The sequence below is a fragment of the Hydrogenophaga sp. IBVHS2 genome (assembly GCF_002127215.1).
Classification (GTDB): domain Bacteria; phylum Pseudomonadota; class Gammaproteobacteria; order Burkholderiales; family Burkholderiaceae_C; genus Hydrogenophaga.
The window spans coordinates 193948-215272 of the sequence record NZ_NFUT01000006.1 but is presented as its reverse complement, the minus strand read 5'-3'; the positions used below and the strand labels follow the sequence as shown (position 1 = coordinate 215272).

Annotated in this window: 17 protein-coding genes; 7 read left to right on the top strand and 10 right to left on the bottom strand. The window is 68.7% G+C overall.

Annotated features, from left to right (window positions below; genetic code table 11):
* Positions 1 to 235: 235 nt before the first annotated feature.
* Both CAP38_RS14535 and CAP38_RS14530 read left to right on the top strand, forming a co-directional pair.
* Entirely contained in the window at positions 236 to 1606 is a 1371-nt protein-coding gene (locus tag CAP38_RS14535) for a sigma-54 dependent transcriptional regulator (protein ID WP_256924471.1), read from the top strand.
* Positions 1607 to 1628: 22 nt separating this feature from the next.
* A complete protein-coding gene (locus tag CAP38_RS14530; protein ID WP_086122144.1) occupies positions 1629 to 3725 on the top strand; it encodes a cache domain-containing protein in 2097 nt (698 codons plus the stop codon).
* A gap of 13 nt (positions 3726 to 3738) precedes the next feature.
* Here the strand turns inward: CAP38_RS14530 and CAP38_RS14525 are convergent, their stop codons facing one another.
* The 8 genes from CAP38_RS14525 to CAP38_RS14490 all read right to left on the bottom strand — a co-directional run bounded on the left by CAP38_RS14525 (position 3739) and on the right by CAP38_RS14490 (position 13273).
* Positions 3739 to 4356, bottom strand: coding sequence for a molecular chaperone (locus CAP38_RS14525; protein WP_086122143.1), 618 nt, complete (start codon positions 4354 to 4356; stop codon positions 3739 to 3741).
* Positions 4357 to 4366: 10 nt separating this feature from the next.
* Complete coding sequence (locus CAP38_RS14520; protein WP_256924470.1) at positions 4367 to 6469, bottom strand: 4Fe-4S binding protein; 2103 nt, start codon at positions 6467 to 6469, stop codon at positions 4367 to 4369.
* The gene (locus tag CAP38_RS14515) at positions 6396 to 7046 is read right to left on the bottom strand and encodes a DUF3306 domain-containing protein (protein WP_086122141.1); all 651 of its coding nucleotides are present in this window, start codon (positions 7044 to 7046) and stop codon (positions 6396 to 6398) included. Before CAP38_RS14515 ends, CAP38_RS14520 begins: the two co-directional genes overlap by 74 nt.
* 1 nt (position 7047) lies before the next feature.
* The gene (locus tag CAP38_RS14510; protein ID WP_086122140.1) at positions 7048 to 7680 is read right to left on the bottom strand and encodes a DUF3305 domain-containing protein; all 633 of its coding nucleotides are present in this window, start codon (positions 7678 to 7680) and stop codon (positions 7048 to 7050) included.
* Between the two features lie 108 nt (positions 7681 to 7788).
* Positions 7789 to 9078 (bottom strand): benzoyl-CoA 2,3-epoxidase subunit BoxA, encoded by a 1290-nt coding sequence (gene boxA / locus CAP38_RS14505; protein ID WP_086122139.1) that lies wholly within the window; start codon positions 9076 to 9078, stop codon positions 7789 to 7791.
* A 5-nt stretch (positions 9079 to 9083) separates the two neighbouring features.
* Positions 9084 to 10511: a benzoyl-CoA 2,3-epoxidase subunit BoxB gene (boxB, locus tag CAP38_RS14500; protein ID WP_086122138.1), complete on the bottom strand. Its 1428-nt coding sequence runs from the start codon at positions 10509 to 10511 to the stop codon at positions 9084 to 9086.
* A 36-nt stretch (positions 10512 to 10547) separates the two neighbouring features.
* A complete protein-coding gene (gene boxC / locus CAP38_RS14495) occupies positions 10548 to 12218 on the bottom strand; it encodes a 2,3-epoxybenzoyl-CoA dihydrolase (protein WP_086122137.1) in 1671 nt (556 codons plus the stop codon).
* Positions 12219 to 12349: 131 nt separating this feature from the next.
* Positions 12350 to 13273, bottom strand: coding sequence for a helix-turn-helix transcriptional regulator (locus tag CAP38_RS14490; RefSeq protein ID WP_086122136.1), 924 nt, complete (start codon positions 13271 to 13273; stop codon positions 12350 to 12352).
* A 162-nt stretch (positions 13274 to 13435) separates the two neighbouring features.
* Here CAP38_RS14490 and CAP38_RS14485 point away from each other — a divergent pair, with 162 nt between their 5' ends.
* Together CAP38_RS14485 and CAP38_RS14480 are read left to right on the top strand one after the other, a co-directional pair.
* A complete protein-coding gene (locus CAP38_RS14485; RefSeq protein WP_086122135.1) occupies positions 13436 to 15034 on the top strand; it encodes a 3,4-dehydroadipyl-CoA semialdehyde dehydrogenase in 1599 nt (532 codons plus the stop codon).
* A 12-nt stretch (positions 15035 to 15046) separates the two neighbouring features.
* A complete protein-coding gene (locus CAP38_RS14480) occupies positions 15047 to 16618 on the top strand; it encodes a benzoate-CoA ligase family protein (RefSeq protein ID WP_086122134.1) in 1572 nt (523 codons plus the stop codon).
* Positions 16619 to 16651: 33 nt separating this feature from the next.
* On the opposite strand, the gene apbC is transcribed toward CAP38_RS14480, so the two are convergent.
* Positions 16652 to 17743, bottom strand: coding sequence for an iron-sulfur cluster carrier protein ApbC (gene apbC / locus CAP38_RS14475; RefSeq protein WP_086122133.1), 1092 nt, complete (start codon positions 17741 to 17743; stop codon positions 16652 to 16654).
* Positions 17744 to 17910: 167 nt separating this feature from the next.
* Here apbC and metG point away from each other — a divergent pair, with 167 nt between their 5' ends.
* Positions 17911 to 19956, top strand: coding sequence for a methionine--tRNA ligase (metG, locus tag CAP38_RS14470; protein WP_086122132.1), 2046 nt, complete (start codon positions 17911 to 17913; stop codon positions 19954 to 19956).
* 49 nt (positions 19957 to 20005) lie between these two features.
* Positions 20006 to 20443, top strand: a complete 438-nt coding sequence (locus CAP38_RS14465; RefSeq protein ID WP_143435839.1) for a hypothetical protein — start codon at positions 20006 to 20008, stop codon at positions 20441 to 20443.
* 16 nt (positions 20444 to 20459) lie between these two features.
* Here the strand turns inward: CAP38_RS14465 and bamE are convergent, their stop codons facing one another.
* Positions 20460 to 20990: an outer membrane protein assembly factor BamE gene (gene bamE / locus CAP38_RS14460; protein ID WP_086122130.1), complete on the bottom strand. Its 531-nt coding sequence runs from the start codon at positions 20988 to 20990 to the stop codon at positions 20460 to 20462.
* 118 nt (positions 20991 to 21108) lie between these two features.
* On the opposite strand from bamE, the gene CAP38_RS14455 reads away from it, so the two are divergent.
* Complete coding sequence (locus tag CAP38_RS14455; RefSeq protein ID WP_086122129.1) at positions 21109 to 21321, top strand: DUF3460 family protein; 213 nt, start codon at positions 21109 to 21111, stop codon at positions 21319 to 21321.
* Positions 21322 to 21325 lie beyond the last annotated feature (4 nt).

Sequence of the window (21325 nt, the reverse complement as noted above, 5' to 3'; positions counted from 1 at the left end):
AGATCCGTGCCAGAACATGAGGACGTGACAGATAGTCACAAAGGCTTCAGCCCGCCTTTGCAAAGCAGTCAGGCTGCCGCGAGGCACCGGTGGAATCCCCTGAGCAAGTGACAAGTTGTCATGCCTCGTGCGACAACTTGTCGCGCGACAAGTTGTCGTGATGGACCCGCAGCACCGTCGGATTTGCGCCAATTCCCGAGCGATTTTCTGGGTCTCGTTCGTAGAATCGCGCCCCGTGAACGATGCCCTGCTGTCCCCCCCGAACGACCGTCAGCTCGATGGCTGGCCCGACTGGTCCATCCTGGTGGTGGACGACGAGCCGGGCATGCTCAGCTTCCTGGTCAAGACCCTGGCCCCGCGCTGCCATTTCGTGATGAACGCCAGTTCGGCCGAGGACGGCGCCCAGTGGCTCAAGGGCCACCATGTCGACCTCATCATTCTGGACATCTCGCTGCCGGGCAAGAACGGCGTGACCTGGCTCAAGGAACTGCGGGAACAGGGTTACACCGGCGAGGTGATCCTGATCACCGCCTTCGCCGATCTGGACACCGCCATCGAGGCGCTGCGCGCCGGCGCCTCCGACTTCATCCTCAAGCCCTTCCGGGTGCCGCAGATCCTCAATGCGGTCAAGCAGTGCTACGAGCGGGCCCGCCTGAAGCGCGAGAACTTCGTGCTGCGCCGGGCGGTGGCCCATGCCCCGGGACAGGTGCCGGGCCTCATTGGTCCGTCGGCTGCCATGCAGCACCTGCGCAGCTGGATCGACCGGGTGGCGGCGGTGGACAGCACCGTGCTGCTGCAGGGTGAATCCGGCACCGGCAAGGAACTGGTGGCGCGCGAGCTGCACGTCCGCAGCAACCGGGCCGGCGGTCCTTTCGTGCCGGTGAACTGCGCCAGCGTGTCGCCCGACCTGATCGAGAGCGAGCTGTTCGGCCATGCCAAGGGCGCCTTCACCGGTGCGGCACGCGCGCGGGACGGCCTGTTCCATTACGCACAGGGCGGCACGCTGTTCCTGGACGAGGTGGCCGAGCTGCCGCTCTCGATCCAGGCCACGCTGCTGCGCGCCATCGAGGACCTCAAGATCCGTCCCGTGGGCAGCGAGCAGCTGGTGCCGCTGAACCTGCGGGTGGTGGCAGCCACCAACCGCCGCCTGCAGGACGAGGTGGCTGCCGGCCGCTTCCGCAAGGACCTGTACTTCCGTCTGCAGGTGGCCGACCTGGCACTGCCGCCGCTGCGCGAGCACAAGGACGACATACCGGCCCTGGTGGCGCACTTCAATGCCCTGCTGGCGCCCACGCTGGGCGTGGAGCCGCTGCAGGTGAGCGCCGAGGAGATGGCCTTCCTGCAGCAGTACGACTGGCCGGGCAACGTGCGCGAACTGCGCAACCTGATCGAGCGCTCGCTGATCCTGGGCACGCTGAACGTGTCGGCGCTGTACCCGGGCCGGGCCCCGGCCACGCCGCAGGTGACCGACCTGCACACCCTGGAGAAGCTGCACATCCAGTCGGTGCTCGACTCGGTGCAGGGCGACAAGACCCGCGCCGCCGAACTGCTGGGCGTGTCGCGGCGCACGCTGGAACGCCGTGTGGCCGAATGGGGAACGAATTGAACCGCCTTCGCGCGGCGGGCGCATGAGCCCGCTGCGGACGCCCGGGTGGCTGGCCGGCTCGGTGCGCAACAAGCTGCTGGCCATGGCCTTGCTGCCGCTGCTGGTGGCCTTCCCGCTGCTGGTGCTGGTGCTGCTGGCCTGGAGCAGCACCGCCTACGACCGCCTGCTCATCACCAAGGTGCGCAGCGATCTGGCCGTGGCCAATGGCTACTTCCAGCAGGTGCTGGCCGAGGTGGGTTCGGGCACCCGGGGCGTGGCCCGGTCGCGCGCGCTGGCCGATGCCTTGCGCAGCCCCGGGCAGCGCAACACGCTGGAGCAGCAGCTGGCCGTGGACCGCGAGCTGCTGCAGCTGGACTTCCTGGCGCTGTACGACCCGGAGGGCCGTCCGCTGGCGCGCGCCCTGCCCGCCGGCCTGAGCAGCGCCGACGCCGGACACGCACAGGCAGCGATGCCGGCGCCGGTGCTGGAAGCCGTGGACCGGACCGGCATCCACCGGCAGGCGCAACTCATGCGGCTGGAGGCCCTTGAGCTGCAGGCGCTGGCGCCGCACCTGATGCAGCAGGTGAACATCCCGCTGGTCCCGACCCGAAACGCCGCGCCGGCCGAGCGCGACACCGAGACCCGGGCCATGGTGGTGCTGTCCGCGCTGCCGGTGCGGGACGCCCAGGGCCGGACGGTGGCGCTGCTGGCCGGCGGCATGCTGCTCAACCAGAACCTGGGCTTCATCGATCACATCAACCGCATCGTCTACCCGGACGACGCCCTGCCCTTCGGCAGCCGGGGCACCGCCACGCTGTTCCTGGACGATGTGCGAATCACCACCAACGTGCGGCTGTTCCAGGACCAGCGGGCCATCGGCACCCGGGTGTCGCAGACGGTGCGGGAGACCGTGCTGGCCGAAGGCCGGACCTGGCTGGACCGGGCCTTCGTGGTGAACGACTGGTACGTGTCGGCCTACGACCCGCTGGTCGATGCCCAGGGCCGGCGCATCGGCATGCTGTACGTGGGCTTCACCGAAGCGCCCTTCACCCTGCTGCGCTACGCCATGCTGGGCGTGATCGGGCTGATCTTCCTGGGCGTGATGGCCATGTCGGCCTGGTTCTCGCTGCGCTGGGCGCGCAGCATCTTCCAGCCGGTGGAACAGATGAACCGCACCATGCAGCGCATCGAGGACGGCCACACCGGCGCCCGGGTCGGCCCCCTGGCCGCACGCGACGAACTCGGGGCGCTGGCCGGCCACCTGGACGAACTGCTGGACGCCATCGAGGACAAGACCGAGGCGCTGCAGCGCTGGGCCGACGAGCTGGACCGCAAGGTGGCCGAGCGCACCGAAGAACTGCAGGCCAGCAACGCATCGCTGCAGCTGGCCCAGGCCCAGCTGGTCAAGAGCGAGAAGCTGGCCGCCATCGGCCAGCTCACCGCCAGCATCGCCCACGAGATCAACAACCCGATTGCCGTGATGCAGGGCAACCTCGACCTCATGCGCGAGACCCTGGGCCCGCAGGCCGGCAGCGTGAAGGACGAACTGACGCTGCTGGACCAGCAGGTCGAACGCATGCGCATCATCGTCACGCAGCTGCTGCAGTACGCCCGCCCCACCGAGTTCGGCGGCTACGTGACCGCACTCGACCTGAACCGCACCGTGGCCGACTCGCTGGTGCTGGTGGCCCACCTGCTGTCCCAGACCCGCATCTTGGTGGAGCGCGACCTGCAGGCCACCCGGCCGGTGGGCATGAACCGGCAGGAGCTGCAGCAGGTGGTCATCAACCTGCTGATCAACGCCATCCAGGCCATGCCCGACGGCGGCCGCCTCACGCTGGTCACCCGCGACCACGAGGACGGCTCGGGCGCGAGCCTGTGGGTGAAGGACGAGGGACCGGGGCTGTCGGCGGCGGCGCGGGAGCGGCTGTTCCGCCCGTTCTTCACCACCAAGAACGACGGCAACGGGCTGGGGCTGTGGATCAGCCAGGGCCTGGTGGAGCGCTACGGCGGCCACATCGAGGCCGGCAACCACGCCGACGCGCCGGGCGCCTGGTTCTGCGTTCGCCTGCTCACCGAACCGGTGGCCACCGCGCCCGCCGACACCGGCAACGGTCGGCCGGGTCAGCTGGCGTCCTGAGGCCCCGCAGGTCTCAGGCCATCATGTCGAAACCCTGGGCTTCCACGCCGATGAAGGCCTGCGTGAAGGCCGCCACGGCGGCGTAGAAGCGCGCGGCCGGGTGGGCGGTGATGGCCTCGCACATGCCCGGCAGCCAGTTCTGCACGTGGGCGGCAAAGAATTTCTGCTGCTGGGTCAGGTTGGCCACCTCGACATCGTCGCCGGCGATCAGGTAGCGCATGACCTCGAAGATGTAGGACACATGGTCCTCGGTCTCCGGCATGGTCTCGTCGCGCGCCAGGCCCAGGGTGGCCAGGTCGGAGCGCAGCTGGGCCAGCGGCTTCTCGTTGAGGAAGCCGGCCAGGTGGTGCGAGGCAAACAGGAAGATCTCGGGCTTGCCGACGCCGCCGAACAGGCGGTCGAATTCCTCGGCCACCTGGGCATCGCTCAGGTCGCGGGCGGCCGCCACCACACCGCGCCAGGGCTCTTCCAGGAAGCCGCCGGCGGCCGGTGCCTCGGTCACCGCCACCCGCAGCTGGGCCAGCAGCTCGGGCGTGGGCGGGGCGTAGTACAGCGCGGCCAGCAGGCCATAGATCTCGGCGCGGGCGGTTTCCTCGTCCAGCGAGGAAGAAACGGGAATGCGGTCCATCATGGCGGCGGTCTCAGAGATCGGTGATGCGGGTCTCGCCCGGGTTGGTGTAGAGGTCGACCACGCGGCAGTCGCTGCACATCTTCAGGCGCTCGGCGGCCTCGCCCTGGAACATGGCATGGCCGGAGAGCTTCTCCAGCATGTTCTCGATGCCCTTGAGCGTGCCGAAGGGCTTGCTGCAGCGGATGCAGCGGAACGGCTCGGCCTCGTTGAGCACGCGCAGCTGCTTGCGCTGCTCGGTCAGCAGCAGGCGGGGCTGCAGGCTGATGGCGTCTTCCGGGCAGGTGGTGGCGCACAGGCCGCACTGCACGCAGTTCTTCTCGATGAAGCGCAGCTGCGGCCGCTCGGCGTTGTCCTGCAGCGCGCTGGCCGGGCAGGCGCTCACGCAGCTCAGGCACAGGGTGCAGCGGTCACGGTCGACCGCCACCGCGCCGAACAGCGACGGCGCCGGCAGCGCAATCGCCTCGACCCGCTGGCCCAGCGTGGCGCTGTCCTGCAGCAGGTGGTCGAGCGCGAGTTCGATGGTGGCGCGCTTCTCGGCCTGCACCGCGTAGCTGGCGCGGCGCTTGACGCCCTGGGCCTTGGGCACGGCGAGCTGGCTGTCCAGCTCGGCGGCGGTGCGGGCCTCGATCAGACGGAAATGCGTGCCGGTGTAACCCAGCCCGTTGACGATGGCCTGGGCCAGCGCCATCTGCTCCTGCAGGGCCTGGCGGTACTGGGGCGCCTCCTCGTCGGTCATGAGCACCCAGACCTGCGGGGCACCGTAGGCAAAGGCGGTCAGCCACAGGTCCAGGCCGGCCGAGGCGGTGTGCCACAGCGGGAGCGGAATCACGCGGGCCGGCACACCACGCACCTGTTTCGGGTTGAGCTGAGCCGCGCGGCCCAGCTCGTCGATCAGGGCGGCACCGCCTTCGCGGCTGTGCAGCAGCAGGGCGGCATCGGTGCCGCCGGCCTTGGCGTAGGTGGCCAGCACGGTGCGCAGGCGCACACCGACCTCGCTGGCGCGGGGGTAGGCGTAGGTCAGGGCCCCGGTGGGGCAGACGGTGGTGCAGGCGCCGCAGCCCACGCACAGGTTGGGGTTGACCACGATCTGCTGGCGGTCCACCTGGCTGCTGATGGCCAGGGCGGAACACACCTGCACGCAGGCATCGCAGCCCACGGTCTCGTTGCGGCCATGGGCGCAGATCTTCTGCTTGTAGGTGAAGAACTTGGGCTTCTCGAACTCGCCCACCAGGTCGCGCAGGCGGGCGATGGTCTGCAGGCCCACGTCACCGCTCAGGCCGCCCGGGCGGTGGAAGTAGCCCTGGGGATGCGCGTGCTGACCGAACGCCGGGGTCTCGCGCAGGTCCAGCACGATGTCGAAGGTGTCGGTGTGGGCCACCGGGTCGCGCTGGAAGTCGATGGCACCCACGGCCTCGCAGGCCTTCACGCAGGCGCGGTGCGAGCTGCAGCGGGACAGGTCGATCTGGTAGTCCAGGCCGATGGCGCCTTCCGGGCAGGCGGCCACGCAGGCGTTGCAGCGGGTGCACAGGTCCAGGTCGATCGGGTTGCCGGTGGTCCATTCCACCTGGAAGGCGCCCAGCCAGCCCTGCACCGACGACAGCTCGCCGCCCAGCACCGGGAAGCGGCGTTCCTGCTGACCCCGGCCGCCGGTGGCCAGGATGGTGACGTCCAGCACGTCGCCCACCACCGCGCCGATGCGCTCGGCCTCGTCCAGCGGGCCCACGACGAGCAGCCGGCCGCTGCTGCGGTAGGTGACGGTGGGCACCGGCTCGGGATCGGGCAGGCGGGCGGCGGCCAGCAGGGCGGCCATCTTGGGCGTGGCGTCCCTGGCCTCACGGCCCCAGCCGCCGGTCTCGCGGATGTTCACGAAGCGGATCGGCCGCACGTCGAGTGCCACCGCGCCCTCGGTCTGGGTCGACAGCTCGGTGAACAGGCGGCTTTCCTGGGTGCAGGCCACCACCAGCTCGTCGCTGCTGCGACTGGCGCGCTGGAACGCCGGCGCATCGCGACGGCACAGCGTGGTGTGGACGGTCAGGTCTTCATCCAGCGCCTGGCCCAGAACGCTCGCGTTCAGGGGCATGGTCTGGTTGCAGTTGCAGATCAGCGTGGTCATCGTGGGGTGGGGGCAGTTCGGCGACGGTGGGCTCGCCGGTGGGCGCAGCGGTGGTCCCGCTGTCGGGGGGGTTGTTCGTTGCGGCGGCCGGCTCTTCGGAGGCCACCGGCTCGGCAGCTGCCTTCTTTTCGGCCGGATCGTCGACCAGCTTGAGGAACTGCGCGCCGACCATGCGGGCCATGTCGGCCTTGGACAGCGGGCTGGGCTGGGTGTAGTCGTCGATGTAGATGTCCAGGCCGTCCATCACGTTGAAGTGCGGATCGGCAAAGAGCTTCTTGACCGCCGCGTTGCGCACGTCGGGCGACACGTCGCGGGCCACGAAACGGCTGAAGTCGGACTGCGGCGTGAGATCGGCCACGTCGTCCAGCGTGGGCGGCGGCGGGCGGTCCTCGGCCGGGGCGGGTGCCGGCGCCACGGGGGCGGCTGCGGCGGGCGCGGCCACCGGGGCCGGACGGGCAGCAGGCGTGGGGGCGACCGCCGGCGCGGGGGCCGGCGGATCGGCTGGCAAAGGCTGTCCGGTGCGCACCTGCTGCTTGCGCCGGGACCAGCGCGAGAAGAAGCTGTCGTCGTCGGCCATGTCAGGCTCCGGGGTGGCCGCCGCCGCGGATCTTGTCGGTGCTCACCCGCACCGGCTGACCGAAACGGTCGGTCAGGGGGCGGAAGCTCTCCGGGCGCTTGCGCTTCTTGGGTTCGGGCTGGTAGGTGGCGTCCACGAAGCCGCGCAGCCAGTCCACCACCTCCTCGGGGGCGGGCACCTGGTCGACCCGCTCCTGGGCGTCGAGCCAGCGGCCAGCCTCGTGGTAGCTCAGGGTGACGATCTGGGGCACGGCCATCGGCTCGCCGTCGAGCAGCCGTTCTTCGTCGGTGCGCCAGAACACCCAGAAACAGGGGTGGGGGGAATTCAGGTTGAGGTAATAACCCTCCGCGTCGTCGCGGTAGAGGGTGACGCGCTGACGGGGGAACAGCCAGTGGCTGGCGCCCTCGATGGCCTGGGCCGGGTCGATCGGCTCGACGGCTTCCGGTTCGTGCGATTCCACGGGGGCCAGCAGGGCGGTCTCCGCCGGACTGCTGTGCAGCATCACGTCGGCCAGCACCCAGCGCCAGGGCTGCCAGCGCGCCATGGGGCCCTGCACCGGCTCACGACGCATCACCACGTCCACCTCGATGGCGGGACGCGGCGGCGTGCGGGTGGGGGTAAGGGTGTCAGACATACGAGGGCGACACTGTACGGCATCTGCCCCCGATCACGCACCCGGGCGACGGCTTGACCCCAATGGCGTCACGAGCCGGTGTCCCGCAGGGGACCCCGACCCGCCGCGTCAGTAGGTTTCCAGGTGCAGACGGCCTTCGCGCTTGAGGGCGGCGCCCACCGTCTCCCAGTCCAAGCCGGCACCGGCAGCGATGTCGCGCAGGGCCAGCACCACGCCCTCTTCCATGCTCTTGAGGCCGCACACATAGAAGTGGCTGTCGGGGTCCTTGAGCAGGGCGGCCAGATCGGCGGCACGCTCCCGCATGGCGTCCTGCACATACCGCTTGGGCTGGCCCGGCGTGCGGCTGAAGGCGAAGCTGGTGTCGATGAAGTCCTTGGGCAGGCTCTGCAGCGGACCGAAGTACGGCAGCTCTTCCTGGGTCCGGGCGCCGAAGAACAGCATCAGCTTGCCGCCCTCGAACTTGCCGGTCTGGCGCAGGCGGCGACGCCATTCGGTCATGGCCCGCATCGGCGCACTGCCGGTGCCGGTGCAGATCATGACGATGTGGCTCTTCGGGTGGTTGGGCATCAGGAAGCTGGCGCCGAAGGGCCCGATCACTTCCACCGTGTCGCCCACCTGCAGGTCGCACATGTAGTTGCTGCCGACACCGCGCACCGGGTTGCCCTGGTGGTCCTGCAGCACCCGCTTGATGGTCAGCGACAGGTTGTTGTGGCCCGGCCGCTCGCCGTTGCGGGGACTGGCGATGCTGTACTGGCGCGCATGGTGCGGCCGGCCCGAGGCATCGGTGCCCGGCGGGATGATGCCGATGCTCTGGCCCTCCAGCACCGGGAACGGCATGGCGCCGAAGTCCAGCACGATGTGGTGGGTGTCGTAATCGCTGCCGGCGGTCTTGCCGACCTCGGTCACCCGCAGGTTGCCCACCACGGTGGCCTTCACCGTCTTCTGCGCGGCCTTGGGGCCGTACAGGTTGGTGTAGGCATGGGCGGCCGACCAGGGGGGCACGGTCGATCCGTAGCTGGCGGCCTTGAAGGTGTCGCTGGCGGCCGGTGCCTCGGCGACGGGCGCAGGCTCGGCCACCGCAGCCGATCCTGCATCGGCGGCGGCACTGGCCAGTTCCTCGGCCGGCAGCTCGGCCGGGAGTTCGTCCCAGGTCAGCTGCTCCTCGACGCTGTAGGCCCGCACCCGCGGCATCTGCCGCCAGTTGTCGATGGAGCCGGTGGGACACGGCGGCACGCAGGCCATGCAGAGGTTGCACTTGTCGGCATCCACCACATAGTTGCGCGAGTCGTGCGTGATCGCACCCACCGGGCAGGTGGCCTCGCAGGTGTTGCACCGGATGCAGATCTCGGGATCGATCAGGTGCTGCTGGATGACAGCGAGTTCGGCGGGTGCGTTCATGGTCGTCAGTTGAAACGGACGTATTCGAAGTTGACCGGCTGGCGGTTGATGCCCATGACCGGCGGGGCGATCCAGTTGGCGAACTGGCCGGGCTCGACCACGCGGCCCATCAGGCTGGCCACATAGGCGCGGTCTTCCGGGGTGGGCAGCCATTCGCTCACCTTGGCCTGCCACTCGGACTCGCTCACCACGCGGCCGTCCGGCGAGACCTTCACGCCGGCCAGCGAACCGATGTTGCGGTGGAACGCCTTGTGCGGCACCGACAGGCGATGCGGCAGACCGGCCTTCTCGATCAGCTTGTTCCAGCGCTCCACGCCGCCCACGCTGTCCTTGATGTAGTCGTCGCGCAGCACTTCGTTCAGGGCGTTGAGCATGGGCACCTCGCGCTCGACCAGCTGACCGCCCTGCACCTCGAGGATCTTGTAGGTGTGGCCCTTGAGCACGTGGTCGTCCTGGCGCTTGCCTTCCTCGTAGCGGCCCTTGAGGCCGGAGCTGTAGAAGGTGGCGGCGTTGCTCGACTGGTCGGCACCGAACAGGTCGATGGTCACGCTGAAGTGGAAGTTCAGGTAACGCTGGATGGTCGGCAGGTCGATCACGCCGGCGGCGCGCAGCTTGGCCGGGTCGTCGGTCTTGAGCTCGTTCATCACCTGGCAGGTGCGGTTGATGACGCGGCCCACGCCCGACTCGCCCACGAACATGTGGTGGGCTTCCTCGGTCAGCATGAACTTGGTGGTGCGGGCCAGCGGGTCGAAGGCGCTCTCGGCCAGCGCGCACAGCTGGAACTTGCCGTCGCGGTCGGTGAAGTAGGTGAACATGAAGAAGGACAGCCAGTCGGGCGTCTCTTCGTTGAAGGCTTCCAGGATGCGCGGGTTGTCCTGGCTGCCGCTGTTGCGCTGCAGCAGGGCATCGGCTTCCTCGCGGCCGTCGCGACCGAAGTACTTGTGCAGCAGGTAGACCATGGCCCACAGGTGACGGCCTTCTTCCACGTTGATCTGGAACAGGTTGCGCAGGTCGTACTGGCTGGGGGCGGTCAGGCCCAGGTGGCGCTGCTGCTCCACCGACGCCGGCTCGGTGTCGCCCTGGGTCACGATGATGCGGCGCAGGTTGGCGCGGTGCTCGCCGGGAACGTCCTGCCAGGCGGCCTCGCCCATGTGGTCACCGAAATGGATCTTGCGGTCCTTCTCGGCCGGGTTCATGAAGATGCCCCAGCGGTAGTCGGGCATCTTCACATGGCCGAACTGGGCCCAGCCCTGCGGGTCCACGCTGACCGCGGTGCGCAGGTAGACGTCGAAACCCTGCGAGCCCTCGGGGCCCATGTCCTTCCACCAGTCCAGGTAATTGGGCTGCCAGTGCTCCAGGGCACGCTGCAGCGTGCGGTCTTCGGACAGATTGACGTTGTTGGGGATCTTGTCGCTGTAATCGATGGCGGACATCACGGTCTCCAGTTGGGGGGTCGGACAGAAACGGTTTTACACGCGGTTGAAATCAAAAGCGGCCTTGTCGCCTTTGCCGTAGACCTTGAGCGCGCCTTTTTCGCCCACAGCGTTGGGGCGGATGAAGATCCAGTTCTGCCAGGCGGTCAGGCGGCCGAAGATGCGGGTGAGCATGTTCTCCTTCTGGGCGAAGCGCAGGTTGGCTTCCAGGCCGGTCAGGGCGTCGGGCGACATGGCGGCGCGTTCCTCGATGGCCATGCGGACCTCGTCGGCCCAGTCGATGTCGTCGGGTGCCGAGGTGATCAGGCCCAGGGCCAGGGCGGCGTCGGCGTCCAGCGGCTGACCCACGGCGCGGCGCACGGCCTCCATCGGCTCGGTCTCTTCGTAGAAACGGCGCTGCAGGCGCGACTGGCCATTGACCATGGGCAGCTGGCCCAGGTTCATCTCGCCCAGGGTGATGCGGGGGGCGGTCTCGGGGCTGTCGGGCAGGGCCAGCATGTAGGCGCGGTCGGCGCAGAAGGCCAGTTCGGCCAGGCTGCCGGCAAAGCACGAGCCTTCGTCCACCAGCGCAAACAGGCTGCGCGAGGACACGTCCAGACGGGCAAAGGTGCGGCGCATCAGGCCCAGCACCTCGCGGGCCAGCCAGTGGTCCTGGTGGGCCAGCAGCAGGGCGTCGGCCGCCAGCACCGCGGCGGCATCGCCTTCGGTCTTGAGCAGCCAGGTGCCGATGTCGAGCTCGTTGGTGCGCAGATTGAGGATGGCGTCGTCGAGCTCGCGGGTCATCTGCAGCGGCCACCAGGCGGCGCCCTGGGCCTCGATGCCGGCCGCATCCGTCGGCTGGGCGCCGGTGGGGGCCTTGATGGTCAGGGTGGCGGTGCGCTTGCTGCGGTCGATGGCCACGTTGACCCACCGGTAGGCGATGCCGTCTGCGGTGTCGGTGCGCTCCACCCGGGGCAGGCTCACGCCCTTCGCACCGGCCGGGCGGTTGCTCTGGGCGGCCAGGGCTTCGGCGCGCTCACGCACATGGGCGGCGAACTGCTGCGGCTTGGCGATCGAATCGACCAGGCGCCAGTCGAGCGCCTTCTTGCCTCGCACGCCTTCGCTGGTGGTGCAGAAGATGTCGGCCAGGTCGTGGCGCACATGGCGCTTGTCGGTCACGCGGGTCAGGCCGCCGGTGCCGGGCAGCACGCCCAGGAGCGGGACTTCGGGCAGGCTGACCGCGCTGCTGCGGTCGTCGATCAGGACGATCTCGTCGCAGGCCAGGGCCAGCTCGTAACCGCCGCCGGCGCAGGCGCCGTTCAGGGCGGCGACGAACTTCAGGCCGTTGTGCTTCGACGAATCCTCGATGCCGTTGCGGGTCTCGTTGGTGAACTTGCAGAAGTTCACCTTCCAGGCGTGGCTGGAGAGGCCCAGCATGAAGATGTTGGCGCCCGAGCAGAACACACGGTCCTTCAGGCTGGTGACCACCACGGTGCGCACCTCGGGGTGTTCGAAGCGGATGCGGTTGAGCGCATCGTGCAGCTCGATGTCCACGCCCAGGTCGTAGCTGTTGAGCTTGAGCTTGTAGCCGGGGCGGATGCCGCCGTCTTCGGCGAAGTCGGCCGCCAGCGTGGCGACCGCACCGTCGAAGCTGAGCTTCCAGTGGCGGTACTGGGACGGGTCGGTGCGGTAGTCCACCGGGGTGGGGATGCGGTCGGGTGCGTTCATGAGGGTCTCCTCGGGCGGATGAAGCCGCCCGATGGACCATCTCAGGTCAGAGGGCAGCGCATGACCTGAATAATAGTGCAGGCAATTTTTCCTGTCAATGCACTTTTGTGCATGTTCTCAAATTTGCTGATTCAGAGCCCGATCAAGGCCCTGACCTGCTCGGCCAGCGCTTCATGCGCCTGCGGCAGGCTGTAGTCGCTGGTGTTGAAGTGCAGCTCCGCCTTGGAATAGAAGGCCGAGCGGCCGGCCAGAATGCGCTTGAGGTCTTCCATGGCCTCGCGGCTGGCGGCCATGGGGCGCATGTCGCCCTGGGCGGCCACCCGACCCATGTGGTCGGACGGGTCAGCCTGCAGCCACACCGTGGTGCAGTGAGACAGCAGCAGGTTGAAGTTGGCCGCGTCCGACACCAGGCCACCAGGCGTGGCAATGACCACCTCGGGGTAGATCTGGATGGCCTCTTCCAGGGCACGCCGCTCGTAGCGCCGGTAGGCCGGTGTGCCATACAGCGCGTGGATCTCCTCGATGCTGCAGCCCGCGAACTTCTCGATCTCGCGGCTGAGCTCGATGAAGGCGAAGCCCAGGTCGTCGGCCAGGCGCTGGCCCAGCGTGGACTTGCCGGCGCCGCGCAGACCGATGAGTGCGATGCGGGTGCGCCGGCCGGCCTCGGTGCTGTCGGCTCCGCCCAGCGCACCGGTGATGGCCACCCGCGCACGCCGCAGGGCGGCCTCGTCCTGACCGGCCAGCAGCTCGCGGATCAGGAGCCATTCCGGCGAGCTGGTGCTCACATCACCGATGAGTTCGGCGACCGAGCACTGCAGGGCGTCGGCCACCTGCAGCAGCACCAGGATGGACGCATTGCCGGTGCCGTATTCCAGGTTGGCCAGGTGGCGTTCGGAGACATCGGCCGCCAGCGCCACCGCCTTGCGGGTCATGCCCCGGCGGGAGCGCAGGGTGCGCACCCGCTCGCCCAGGGCCACCAGGAAGGGGTGGCGGGCCTCCTCGCCGGCGGCCGGCGCAGGCGGGGTGTCGGTGGGGGTGGCGGAGGGGGAGTCCATGGGTGGGGACAGGTGCTTCGGGAAAACCCTGTGGAACAAGGAACGGCGGGACGCTCGACAAAACATGCACTTTAATGCACATTAGCCAAGCTGCAAGATAGTGCAGTTATAGCGCCATTCCCGTCCCTGCGGCCAGCCTGCCGCCTTTTTTTGAAGCGATCCATGCCGTCCACGACCCCTCCCGCCCCCCTGCTGCCCAACTTCGTGGAGGGCCGCTGGCAGACCGGCACCGGCCCCGGCCTGCCGCTGTTCGACCCGGTGCTGGGCACCGAACTGGCCCGGGTGAGCAGCGCCGGCCTGAACCTGCCGGCGGCGTTTGCCTTCGCCCGCGAACAGGGCGGCCGCGCCCTGCGCGCACTGAGCTACCGCGAGCGGGCCGCCCTGCTGGGTGCCGTGGTCGACGTGCTGCAGGCCCGCAAGGACGACTACTACGCCATCGCCACCGCCAACTCGGGCACCGTCACCCGCGATTCGGCGGTGGACATCGATGGCGGCATCTTCACCCTGTCCACCTACGCCCGCCAGGGCGAGCGCCTGGGCGATGCCCGCTGCCTGCGCGATGGGGACCGCATCCGCATGGGCAAGGACCCGCTGTTCCAGAGCCAGCACATCCTCACCCCCACCCCCGGCGTGGCGCTGTTCATCAATGCCTTCAATTTCCCGAGCTGGGGCCTGTGGGAGAAGGCCGCCCCGGCCCTGCTCTCCGGCGTTCCGGTGATCGTGAAGCCGGCGACCGCCACCGCCTGGCTGACCCAGCGCATGGTGCAGGACGTGGTGGACGCCGGCGTGCTGCCGCCCGGCGCACTGTCGGTGGTGTGCGGCTCGTCCGCCGGCCTGATGGACTGCCTGCAGCCCTTCGACGTGGTGTCCTTCACCGGCTCGGCCGACACCGCCCGCATCATCCGCAGCCACCCGGCCGTGGCCGAGCGCTCGGTGCGCTGCAACATCGAGGCCGACAGCCTCAACAGCGCCCTGCTCGACCCCGCCGCCACCGAAGGCAGCGAGGCCTTCGGCCTGCTGGTGAAGGAAGTGGTGCGGGAAATGACGGTCAAGAGCGGCCAGAAGTGCACCGCCATCCGCCGCATCTTCGTGCCGCGCGAGCTGTTCGATGCCACCGCACAGGCCATCGGCGCCCAGCTGGCCAGGGTGACGGTGGGCAACCCGCGGCATGGGTCGGTGCGCATGGGCTCGCTGGTCAGCCGCGAACAGGCCGACAACGTGCGCGCCGGTCTGGCGCAGCTCAAGACCGAGGCCGGCGTGCTGTTCGACGGCAGCAGCGTCCCGCTGGTGGATGCCGATCCGGCGGTGGCCGCCTGCGTGGCCCCCACGCTGCTGGGCTGCACCGAGCCGTCCCGTGCGGACGTGCTGCACCGGGTGGAGGTGTTCGGCCCGGTGGCCACGCTCATGGCCTACGACGATGAAGCCCAGGCCCTGGAGCTGATCGCCCGTGGCGAAGGCTCGCTGGTGTGCTCGGTCTACAGCGCCGACCCGGCCTTCGTGGCCCGCGCCGCGCTCGCCCTGGCACCGCTGCATGGCCGGGTGCATGCCGTCTCGCCCGATGTGGCCAGCCTGCACACCGGCCACGGCAACGTGATGCCGCAATCCCTGCACGGAGGCCCCGGCCGCGCCGGCGGCGGTGAAGAACTGGGCGGCCTGCGCGCCCTGGGCTTCTACCACCGCCGCAGCGCGGTGCAGGCCAGCACCGCCGCACTCGATGCCCTTGACGCCCTGGCCACCAGCGGCCACGCTTTCCAGCCCTGAGGAGACACCACCATGAGCGCCACCCCCGTCACCGCGCCGCCGACCCGCTTCAACTTTGCGCGTCACCTGATCGAACAGAACGCCGGCCGTGCCGGCAAGACCGCCCTCATCGACGACCAGGGAAGCCTCACCTACGGCCAGCTGGCCGACCAGGTGCGGCGCTTCGCCGGCGGACTGGCCAGCCTCGGCCTGCGGCGCGAGGAACGCGTGCTGCTGCTGGCGCACGACAGCAGCGACTGGGTGGTGGCCTTCCTGGGCTGCCTGCACGCCGGCGTGGTGCCGGTGGCGGTCAACACCCTGCTGACCGCCAAGGACTACGCCTACATGCTGGCCGACAGCCGGGCGCAGGCGGCCATCGTCTCGGGCGCCCTGCTGCCCACGTTGCAGACCGCCCTGGCCGAGGGGCCGGGCGTGGCCCACCTGATCGTCTCGCGCGGCACCGGGCTGCCCGCCGGTGCACACGACTTTGCCGCCCTGGTGGCCCGCAGCGCGCCGGCCGAAGCCGTCGACACCCATGGGGAGGAGCCGGCCTTCTGGCTGTATTCCAGCGGCTCCACCGGCGCGCCCAAGGGCACGGTGCACACCCAGGCCAACCTGTACTGGACCGCCGAGCTGTACGGCCGCGCCGTGCTGGGCGTGAACGAATCCGACGTGGTGTTCTCGGCCGCCAAGCTGTTCTTTGCCTACGGTCTGGGCAACGCCCTGTCCTTCCCGCTGAGCGTGGGCGCCACCGTGGTGCTGATGGCCGAACGGGCCACACCACAGGCGGTCTTCAAGCGCTTCACCGAGCAGAAGCCCACCATCTTCTGCGGCGCACCCACCGGCTATGGCGGCATGCTCGCCAGCCCCGACCTGCCGCCGCGTTCGGCCGTGGCGCTGCGCCTGTGTTCGTCGGCCGGCGAGGCGCTGCCGCAGGACATCGGCGAGCGCTGGACCCGCCATTTCGGGGTGGAGATCATCGACGGCATCGGCTCCACCGAGATGCTGCACATCTTCCTCTCCAACATCCCGGGCCAGGTGCGCTACGGCACCACCGGCTTCCCGGTGCCGGGCTACACCCTGGAGCTGCGCGGCGAGGACGGCCAGCCGGTGGGCCAGACCGCCGACGGCTCCAGCGAGATCGGCGACCTCTACATCCAGGGGCCCAGTGCGGCCCTCATGTACTGGAACAACCGCGCCAAGTCGCGCGACACCTTCCAGGGCGGCTGGACCAAGAGCGGCGACAAGTACGTGCGCAACGCCGACGGCAGCTACACCTACGCCGGCCGCAACGACGACATGCTCAAGGTCAGCGGCATCTATGTGAGCCCGTTCGAGGTCGAGGGCACGCTGGTGCAGCACCCGGCGGTGCTGGAAGCGGCGGTGATCGGCAAGGTGGACGCCGACGGCCTGACCAAGACCAAGGCCTTCGTGGTGCTCAAGGCCGGCCAGCAGGCCACCGAAGCCGAGCTGCAGGCCTTCGTGAAGGAGAAGCTGGCGCCCTACAAGTACCCGCGCTTCATCGAGTTCCTGCCGGACCTGCCCAAGACGGCCACCGGCAAGATCCAGCGCTTCCGGTTGCGCGAGCGCGAGCAGGCGGCCTGACGGTACCGGCGGGGCCGCAGGCCCCGCGCCCGATCAGGTGTCCTTGGAGATCTTGATGCTGGGGAACTTGGACGAGAAGTCCTTGGCCTTGGCCGCGATCTTGATGGCCACCTGACGCGCCACGCCCTTGTACAGGCCGGCGATCTCGCCCTCGGGATCGGCCACCACGGTGGGCATGCCGCTGTCGGCCTGCACCCGGATGCTCATGTTCAGCGGCAGGGCGCCCAGGTAGTCCATGCCGTACTCGGCCGCCATGTTCTTGCCGCCGTCGGCACCGAAGATGTGCTCCACATGGCCGCACTTCTCGCACACGTGCACCGCCATGTTCTCCACGATGCCCAGAATGGGCACGCCCACCTTCTCGAACATCTTGATGCCCTTGCGGGCGTCGAGCAGGGCGATGTCCTGCGGCGTGGTGACGATGACCGCACCGGTCAGCGGCACGCGCTGGGACAGGGTGAGCTGGATGTCGCCGGTGCCCGGGGGCATGTCGACGATGAGGTAGTCCAGGTCCTTCCAGTTGGTCTGGCGCAGCAGCTGCTCCAGCGCCTGGGTGGCCATGGGGCCGCGCCAGATCATGGCCTCGTCGCGGTCGATCAGGAAGCCGATGGAGATGACCTGGATGCCGTAGTTCTCCAGCGGCTCCATGGTCTGGCCGTCGGCGCTCTCGGGCCGGCCTTCCACGCCCAGCATCATGGGCTGGCTGGGGCCGTAGATGTCGGCGTCCAGGATGCCGACCTTGGCGCCTTCGGCGGCCAGGGCCAGGGCCAGGTTCACCGCCGTGGTGCTCTTGCCCACGCCGCCCTTGCCGGACGCCACGGCCACGATGTTCTTCACGTTGGGCATGAGCTGCACGCCGCGCTGCACCGCATGGGCAATCACCTTGGTGGTGATGTTGACCGACACGTTCTCCACGCCGGCCACGCCCTTGGCGGCGGCGATCAGGGCCTTGCGCAGGGCGGGCATCTGGCTCTTGGCCGGGTAGCCCAGCTCGATGTCGAAGGAGACGTCGCCATCCTGCAGCTGCAGGTTCTTCAGCGCCTTGGTGGAGACGAAATCGCGCCCGGTGTTCGGGTCCTGGACGGCTTGCAATGCGGACAGCAGCGCCTGTTGATCGACGGCCATGGAAAAGTGTCTCCGGGGAATGTGAAATGGGGGGCTGACTAAGGGGGCAGGGTATCGAACGCGGCCGAGAGTCTACCGCCCCGGCCCGGGCGACGGGATTCACACAGTCCTCGTGCGGACATCCCCCGGCCTAAAATCACGGGTTCCCCTTTTGGATCGCACCCGCCATGAGCCAGCGCCGACTGTTCGTCACCACCGCCCTGCCCTACGCCAACGGCCACTTCCACATCGGCCACATCATGGAATACATCCAGGCCGACATCTGGGTGCGGTTCCAGCGCATGCAGGGGCACGAGGTGAGCTTTGTCTGCGCCGACGACGCGCACGGCGCGCCGATCATGATCGCCGCCGACAAGGCCGGCAAGACGCCGCAGCAGTTCGTGGCGGACATCGCTGCCGGCCGCAAGCCCTATCTGGATGGCTTTCACATCGGTTTCGACAACTGGCACAGCACCGACGCGCCGGAAAACCACGCGCTGGCGCAAGACGTGTACCGCGCGCTCAAGGCCAATGGCCTGATCGAAACGCGCACGATCGAGCAGTTCTTCGACCCCGAGAAGAACATGTTCCTGCCTGACCGGTTCATCAAGGGCGAGTGCCCCAACTGCCATGCCAAGGACCAGTACGGTGACAACTGCGAGGTCTGCGGCAAGGTCTACAGCCCGACCGACCTGATCAAGCCGTACTCCGCGCTCTCTGGCGCGAAGCCGGAGCTGCGGAACTCGGAACACTTTTTCTTCAAGCTCTCCGACCCGCGCTGCCTCGAATTTCTCGACCAGTGGACGCAAAGCGGCGCGGTACAGCCCGAGGTGCTGAACAAGATCAGCGAGTGGATCGAGCCTGATGAATCGGGCAAGACCAAGCTGGGCGACTGGGACATCAGCCGCGACGCGCCTTACTTCGGCATCGAGATTCCAGATGCACCGGGCAAGTACTTCTATGTGTGGCTGGACGCCCCCATCGGCTACCTGGCGTCGCTGAAGAACCTGTTCGACAAGACCGGTCGCGACTTTGAAGCCTTCATGGCCGATCCGACCACCGAGCAGTTCCACTTCATCGGCAAGGACATCATCACCTTCCACACGCTGTTCTGGCCGGCCATGCTGCACTTCAGCGGCCGCAAGACGCCCAACGCGGTGTTCGTGCACGGCTTCCTCACCATCAACAACGGCGAGAAGATGAGCAAGAGCCGGGGCACCGGCCTGGACCCGCTCAAGTACCTGCAGCTCGGCATGAACCCCGAATGGCTGCGCTACTACCTGGCGGCCAAGCTGTCGGCCCGCAACGAGGACGTCGACTTCAACCGCGAGGACTTCATGCTGCGGGTCAACAGCGACCTGATCGGCAAGTTCGTCAACATCGTCTCGCGCTCGGCCGGCTTCCTGACCAAGCGCTTCGGCGGCCAGCTCACCCAGACCTTCGACGACCAGGGCACTGCCCTGCTGGCCGACATCCGCACCGCGAGCGCAGGCATCGCCGCCCACTACGACGGCCGCGAATACGGCCGCGCCATGCGCGAGATCATGGCCCTGGCCGACCGGGTCAACGCCTATGTGGACCAGCACAAACCCTGGGACCTGGCCAAGGACCCGGCCAACGACCCGCGCCTGCAGCAGGTGTGTTCGGTGCTGGTGAACGCCTTCACCACGTTGGCCCGTTACCTGGCACCGGTGCTGCCCGACATCGCATCCCGCGTGCAGGCCCTGACCGGCGCCGACATGGCCAGCTGGCACAATGCGTCGCTGGTGGCCAGCATCCAGCCCTACCAGCACCTGATGCAGCGCGTCGACCCGAAACAGCTCGATGCGCTGTTCGAGCCGCCGCCGGCCCCGGTCGAGGCGGCGCCGCTGCCCGGCGGCGAGGCGGTGGCCGACACCATCACCATCGACGACTTCACCAAGGTCGACCTGCGCATCGCACAGATCGTGAACTGCGAAGCCGTGGAAGGCTCGACCAAGCTGCTGCGCCTGACGCTGGATGTGGGCGAAGGCCGGCACCGCAACGTGTTCAGCGGCATCGCCAGCATGTACAAGCCCGAAGACCTGATCGGCCAGATGACGGTGATGGTGGCCAACCTGGCACCGCGCAAGATGAAGTTCGGCGTGAGCGAAGGCATGGTGCTGGCCGCCAGCCACGCCGACGAAAAGGCCCAGCCTGGCATCTTCGTGCTGCGGCCGTGGCCCGGGGCACAGCCGGGCATGCGCGTGAACTGACGGGGGCGGACGGTTACGGAGCGTTGTCCTTCACAACGCGAATCCGCCCATGTCCCCCACCACCTACGTACAGAACTGTCTCGTCTCCGTGTGCATGGCCCCGATCGAGGCCAAGCCCAGCAACGAAAGACTCCCCGGACCCGTGGCCGAACTCCAGCGATGGCTGCACGGCCTGCCCCCGGCAGAGAAGCAGTCCCGGGCGGCCCGGCTGCTGGCCAGTCTGTGCGAAGCACGGGGCCAGTCGCTGCCCTGGAACCACCCTGACATCGGTTGGGCGCTGCGGGGCCCGATCCCGACCTCCAGCCGCGAGATCGAGCAGCTGCACGGTGAATGCCGGCACCTGCTGGAGCGGCACATGACGCCAGGTCTGTGGACGGTCCACCCCACCGCGGGCGACCTGCCCGGCATCCGGCTGGCTCCGGGCGGCATGATGCTGGACTACATCAGGGAGCTGCGCCAGGGGCCGGATGGCCAGCGCCCCGGCTGACGCGCCGGGCTGCGCCTCAGCGCCGGTTCTGGATGTCCGGGTCCGGCGTGCGCAGCGTGTTGACCACCCGCATGTCGGCGTTGAACACGGCACTGAAGATCCACATCTCGGTCGAGCTCTGCGGCTGGTAGCGCCAGTCGTAGTGGGTTTCCTTCTTGAGCGCATAGGTGGTCACCTTGCGCGGCTTGCCCAGCATGCGGCGCACCTGCTCCATGGGCATGCCGGGCTGGACCCGGTCGAAGTTGGCCTCGGTCAGCACCTGGGCAATGCCCACCAGCTTGCCGTCCGGGCCGATGGTGATCATGTAGTTCACCACGCCCTCGGGCTGGCGGTTGTACTCGTACACCTGGGCGCCGTCCTCCCCGTCCCACACCGCCTCGGGCGGACCGAATTTTTCCTTCACGTCGGCCTCGGTCGAGACACCCGGCTCCAGCTCGGCGATGTTCTTGAGGTCACAGGCCCCCACCAGCCCCACCGCCCCCAGCACGGCCACGGCGTTGCGGGCCACCCGGGCCACGGTGGCCAGCCAGCCGGTCTTTTGGTTCATTGCAGCGACTCCCATGCGAAAGAACGGCCAGTGTACGGCGGGGGGTACAGGGCACTGTGACCGGACGTACAGACCCCCCGGCTTAAAATCCGGGGTTTCCGCCCTGTCGTCGTCCACCATGCCGTTCTTCCGCCGCCCCGACTACCAGTCCGACGCCACCCAGTTCATCGACCAGCTCAAGGCACAGAAGCCGTCGCTGGAACAGGAGCAGCGTCAGGGTCGCGCCCTGCTGTGGGACCGCGCCGTCGACCCCGAGTTCGCTGCCCAGGCCCAGGCCGCCCGCGTGGCCCAGAAGCCCTACGTCTACCAGACCGAATCCGGTCTGAAGTGATGCC

Excerpts from the sequence above, each read along its gene's own strand:
- CAP38_RS14510 (WP_086122140.1), bottom strand. The coding sequence starts at position 7,680 with ATGTCTGACACCCTTACCCCCACCCGCACGCCGCCGCGTCCCGCCATC.
- CAP38_RS14480 (WP_086122134.1), top strand. The coding sequence starts at position 15,047 with ATGAGCGCCACCCCCGTCACCGCGCCGCCGACCCGCTTCAACTTTGCG.
- CAP38_RS14465 (WP_143435839.1), top strand. The coding sequence starts at position 20,006 with ATGTCCCCCACCACCTACGTACAGAACTGTCTCGTCTCCGTGTGCATG.
- apbC (WP_086122133.1), bottom strand. The coding sequence starts at position 17,743 with ATGGCCGTCGATCAACAGGCGCTGCTGTCCGCATTGCAAGCCGTCCAG.
- boxB (WP_086122138.1), bottom strand. The coding sequence starts at position 10,511 with ATGTCCGCCATCGATTACAGCGACAAGATCCCCAACAACGTCAATCTG.
- CAP38_RS14455 (WP_086122129.1), top strand. The coding sequence starts at position 21,109 with ATGCCGTTCTTCCGCCGCCCCGACTACCAGTCCGACGCCACCCAGTTC.
- boxA (WP_086122139.1), bottom strand. The coding sequence starts at position 9,078 with ATGAACGCACCCGCCGAACTCGCTGTCATCCAGCAGCACCTGATCGAT.
- bamE (WP_086122130.1), bottom strand. The coding sequence starts at position 20,990 with ATGAACCAAAAGACCGGCTGGCTGGCCACCGTGGCCCGGGTGGCCCGC.
- CAP38_RS14485 (WP_086122135.1), top strand. The coding sequence starts at position 13,436 with ATGCCGTCCACGACCCCTCCCGCCCCCCTGCTGCCCAACTTCGTGGAG.
- CAP38_RS14490 (WP_086122136.1), bottom strand. The coding sequence starts at position 13,273 with ATGGACTCCCCCTCCGCCACCCCCACCGACACCCCGCCTGCGCCGGCC.
- boxC (WP_086122137.1), bottom strand. The coding sequence starts at position 12,218 with ATGAACGCACCCGACCGCATCCCCACCCCGGTGGACTACCGCACCGAC.
- CAP38_RS14530 (WP_086122144.1), top strand. The coding sequence starts at position 1,629 with ATGAGCCCGCTGCGGACGCCCGGGTGGCTGGCCGGCTCGGTGCGCAAC.
- CAP38_RS14515 (WP_086122141.1), bottom strand. The coding sequence starts at position 7,046 with ATGGCCGACGACGACAGCTTCTTCTCGCGCTGGTCCCGGCGCAAGCAG.
- CAP38_RS14520 (WP_256924470.1), bottom strand. The coding sequence starts at position 6,469 with ATGACCACGCTGATCTGCAACTGCAACCAGACCATGCCCCTGAACGCG.
- CAP38_RS14525 (WP_086122143.1), bottom strand. The coding sequence starts at position 4,356 with ATGATGGACCGCATTCCCGTTTCTTCCTCGCTGGACGAGGAAACCGCC.
- metG (WP_086122132.1), top strand. The coding sequence starts at position 17,911 with ATGAGCCAGCGCCGACTGTTCGTCACCACCGCCCTGCCCTACGCCAAC.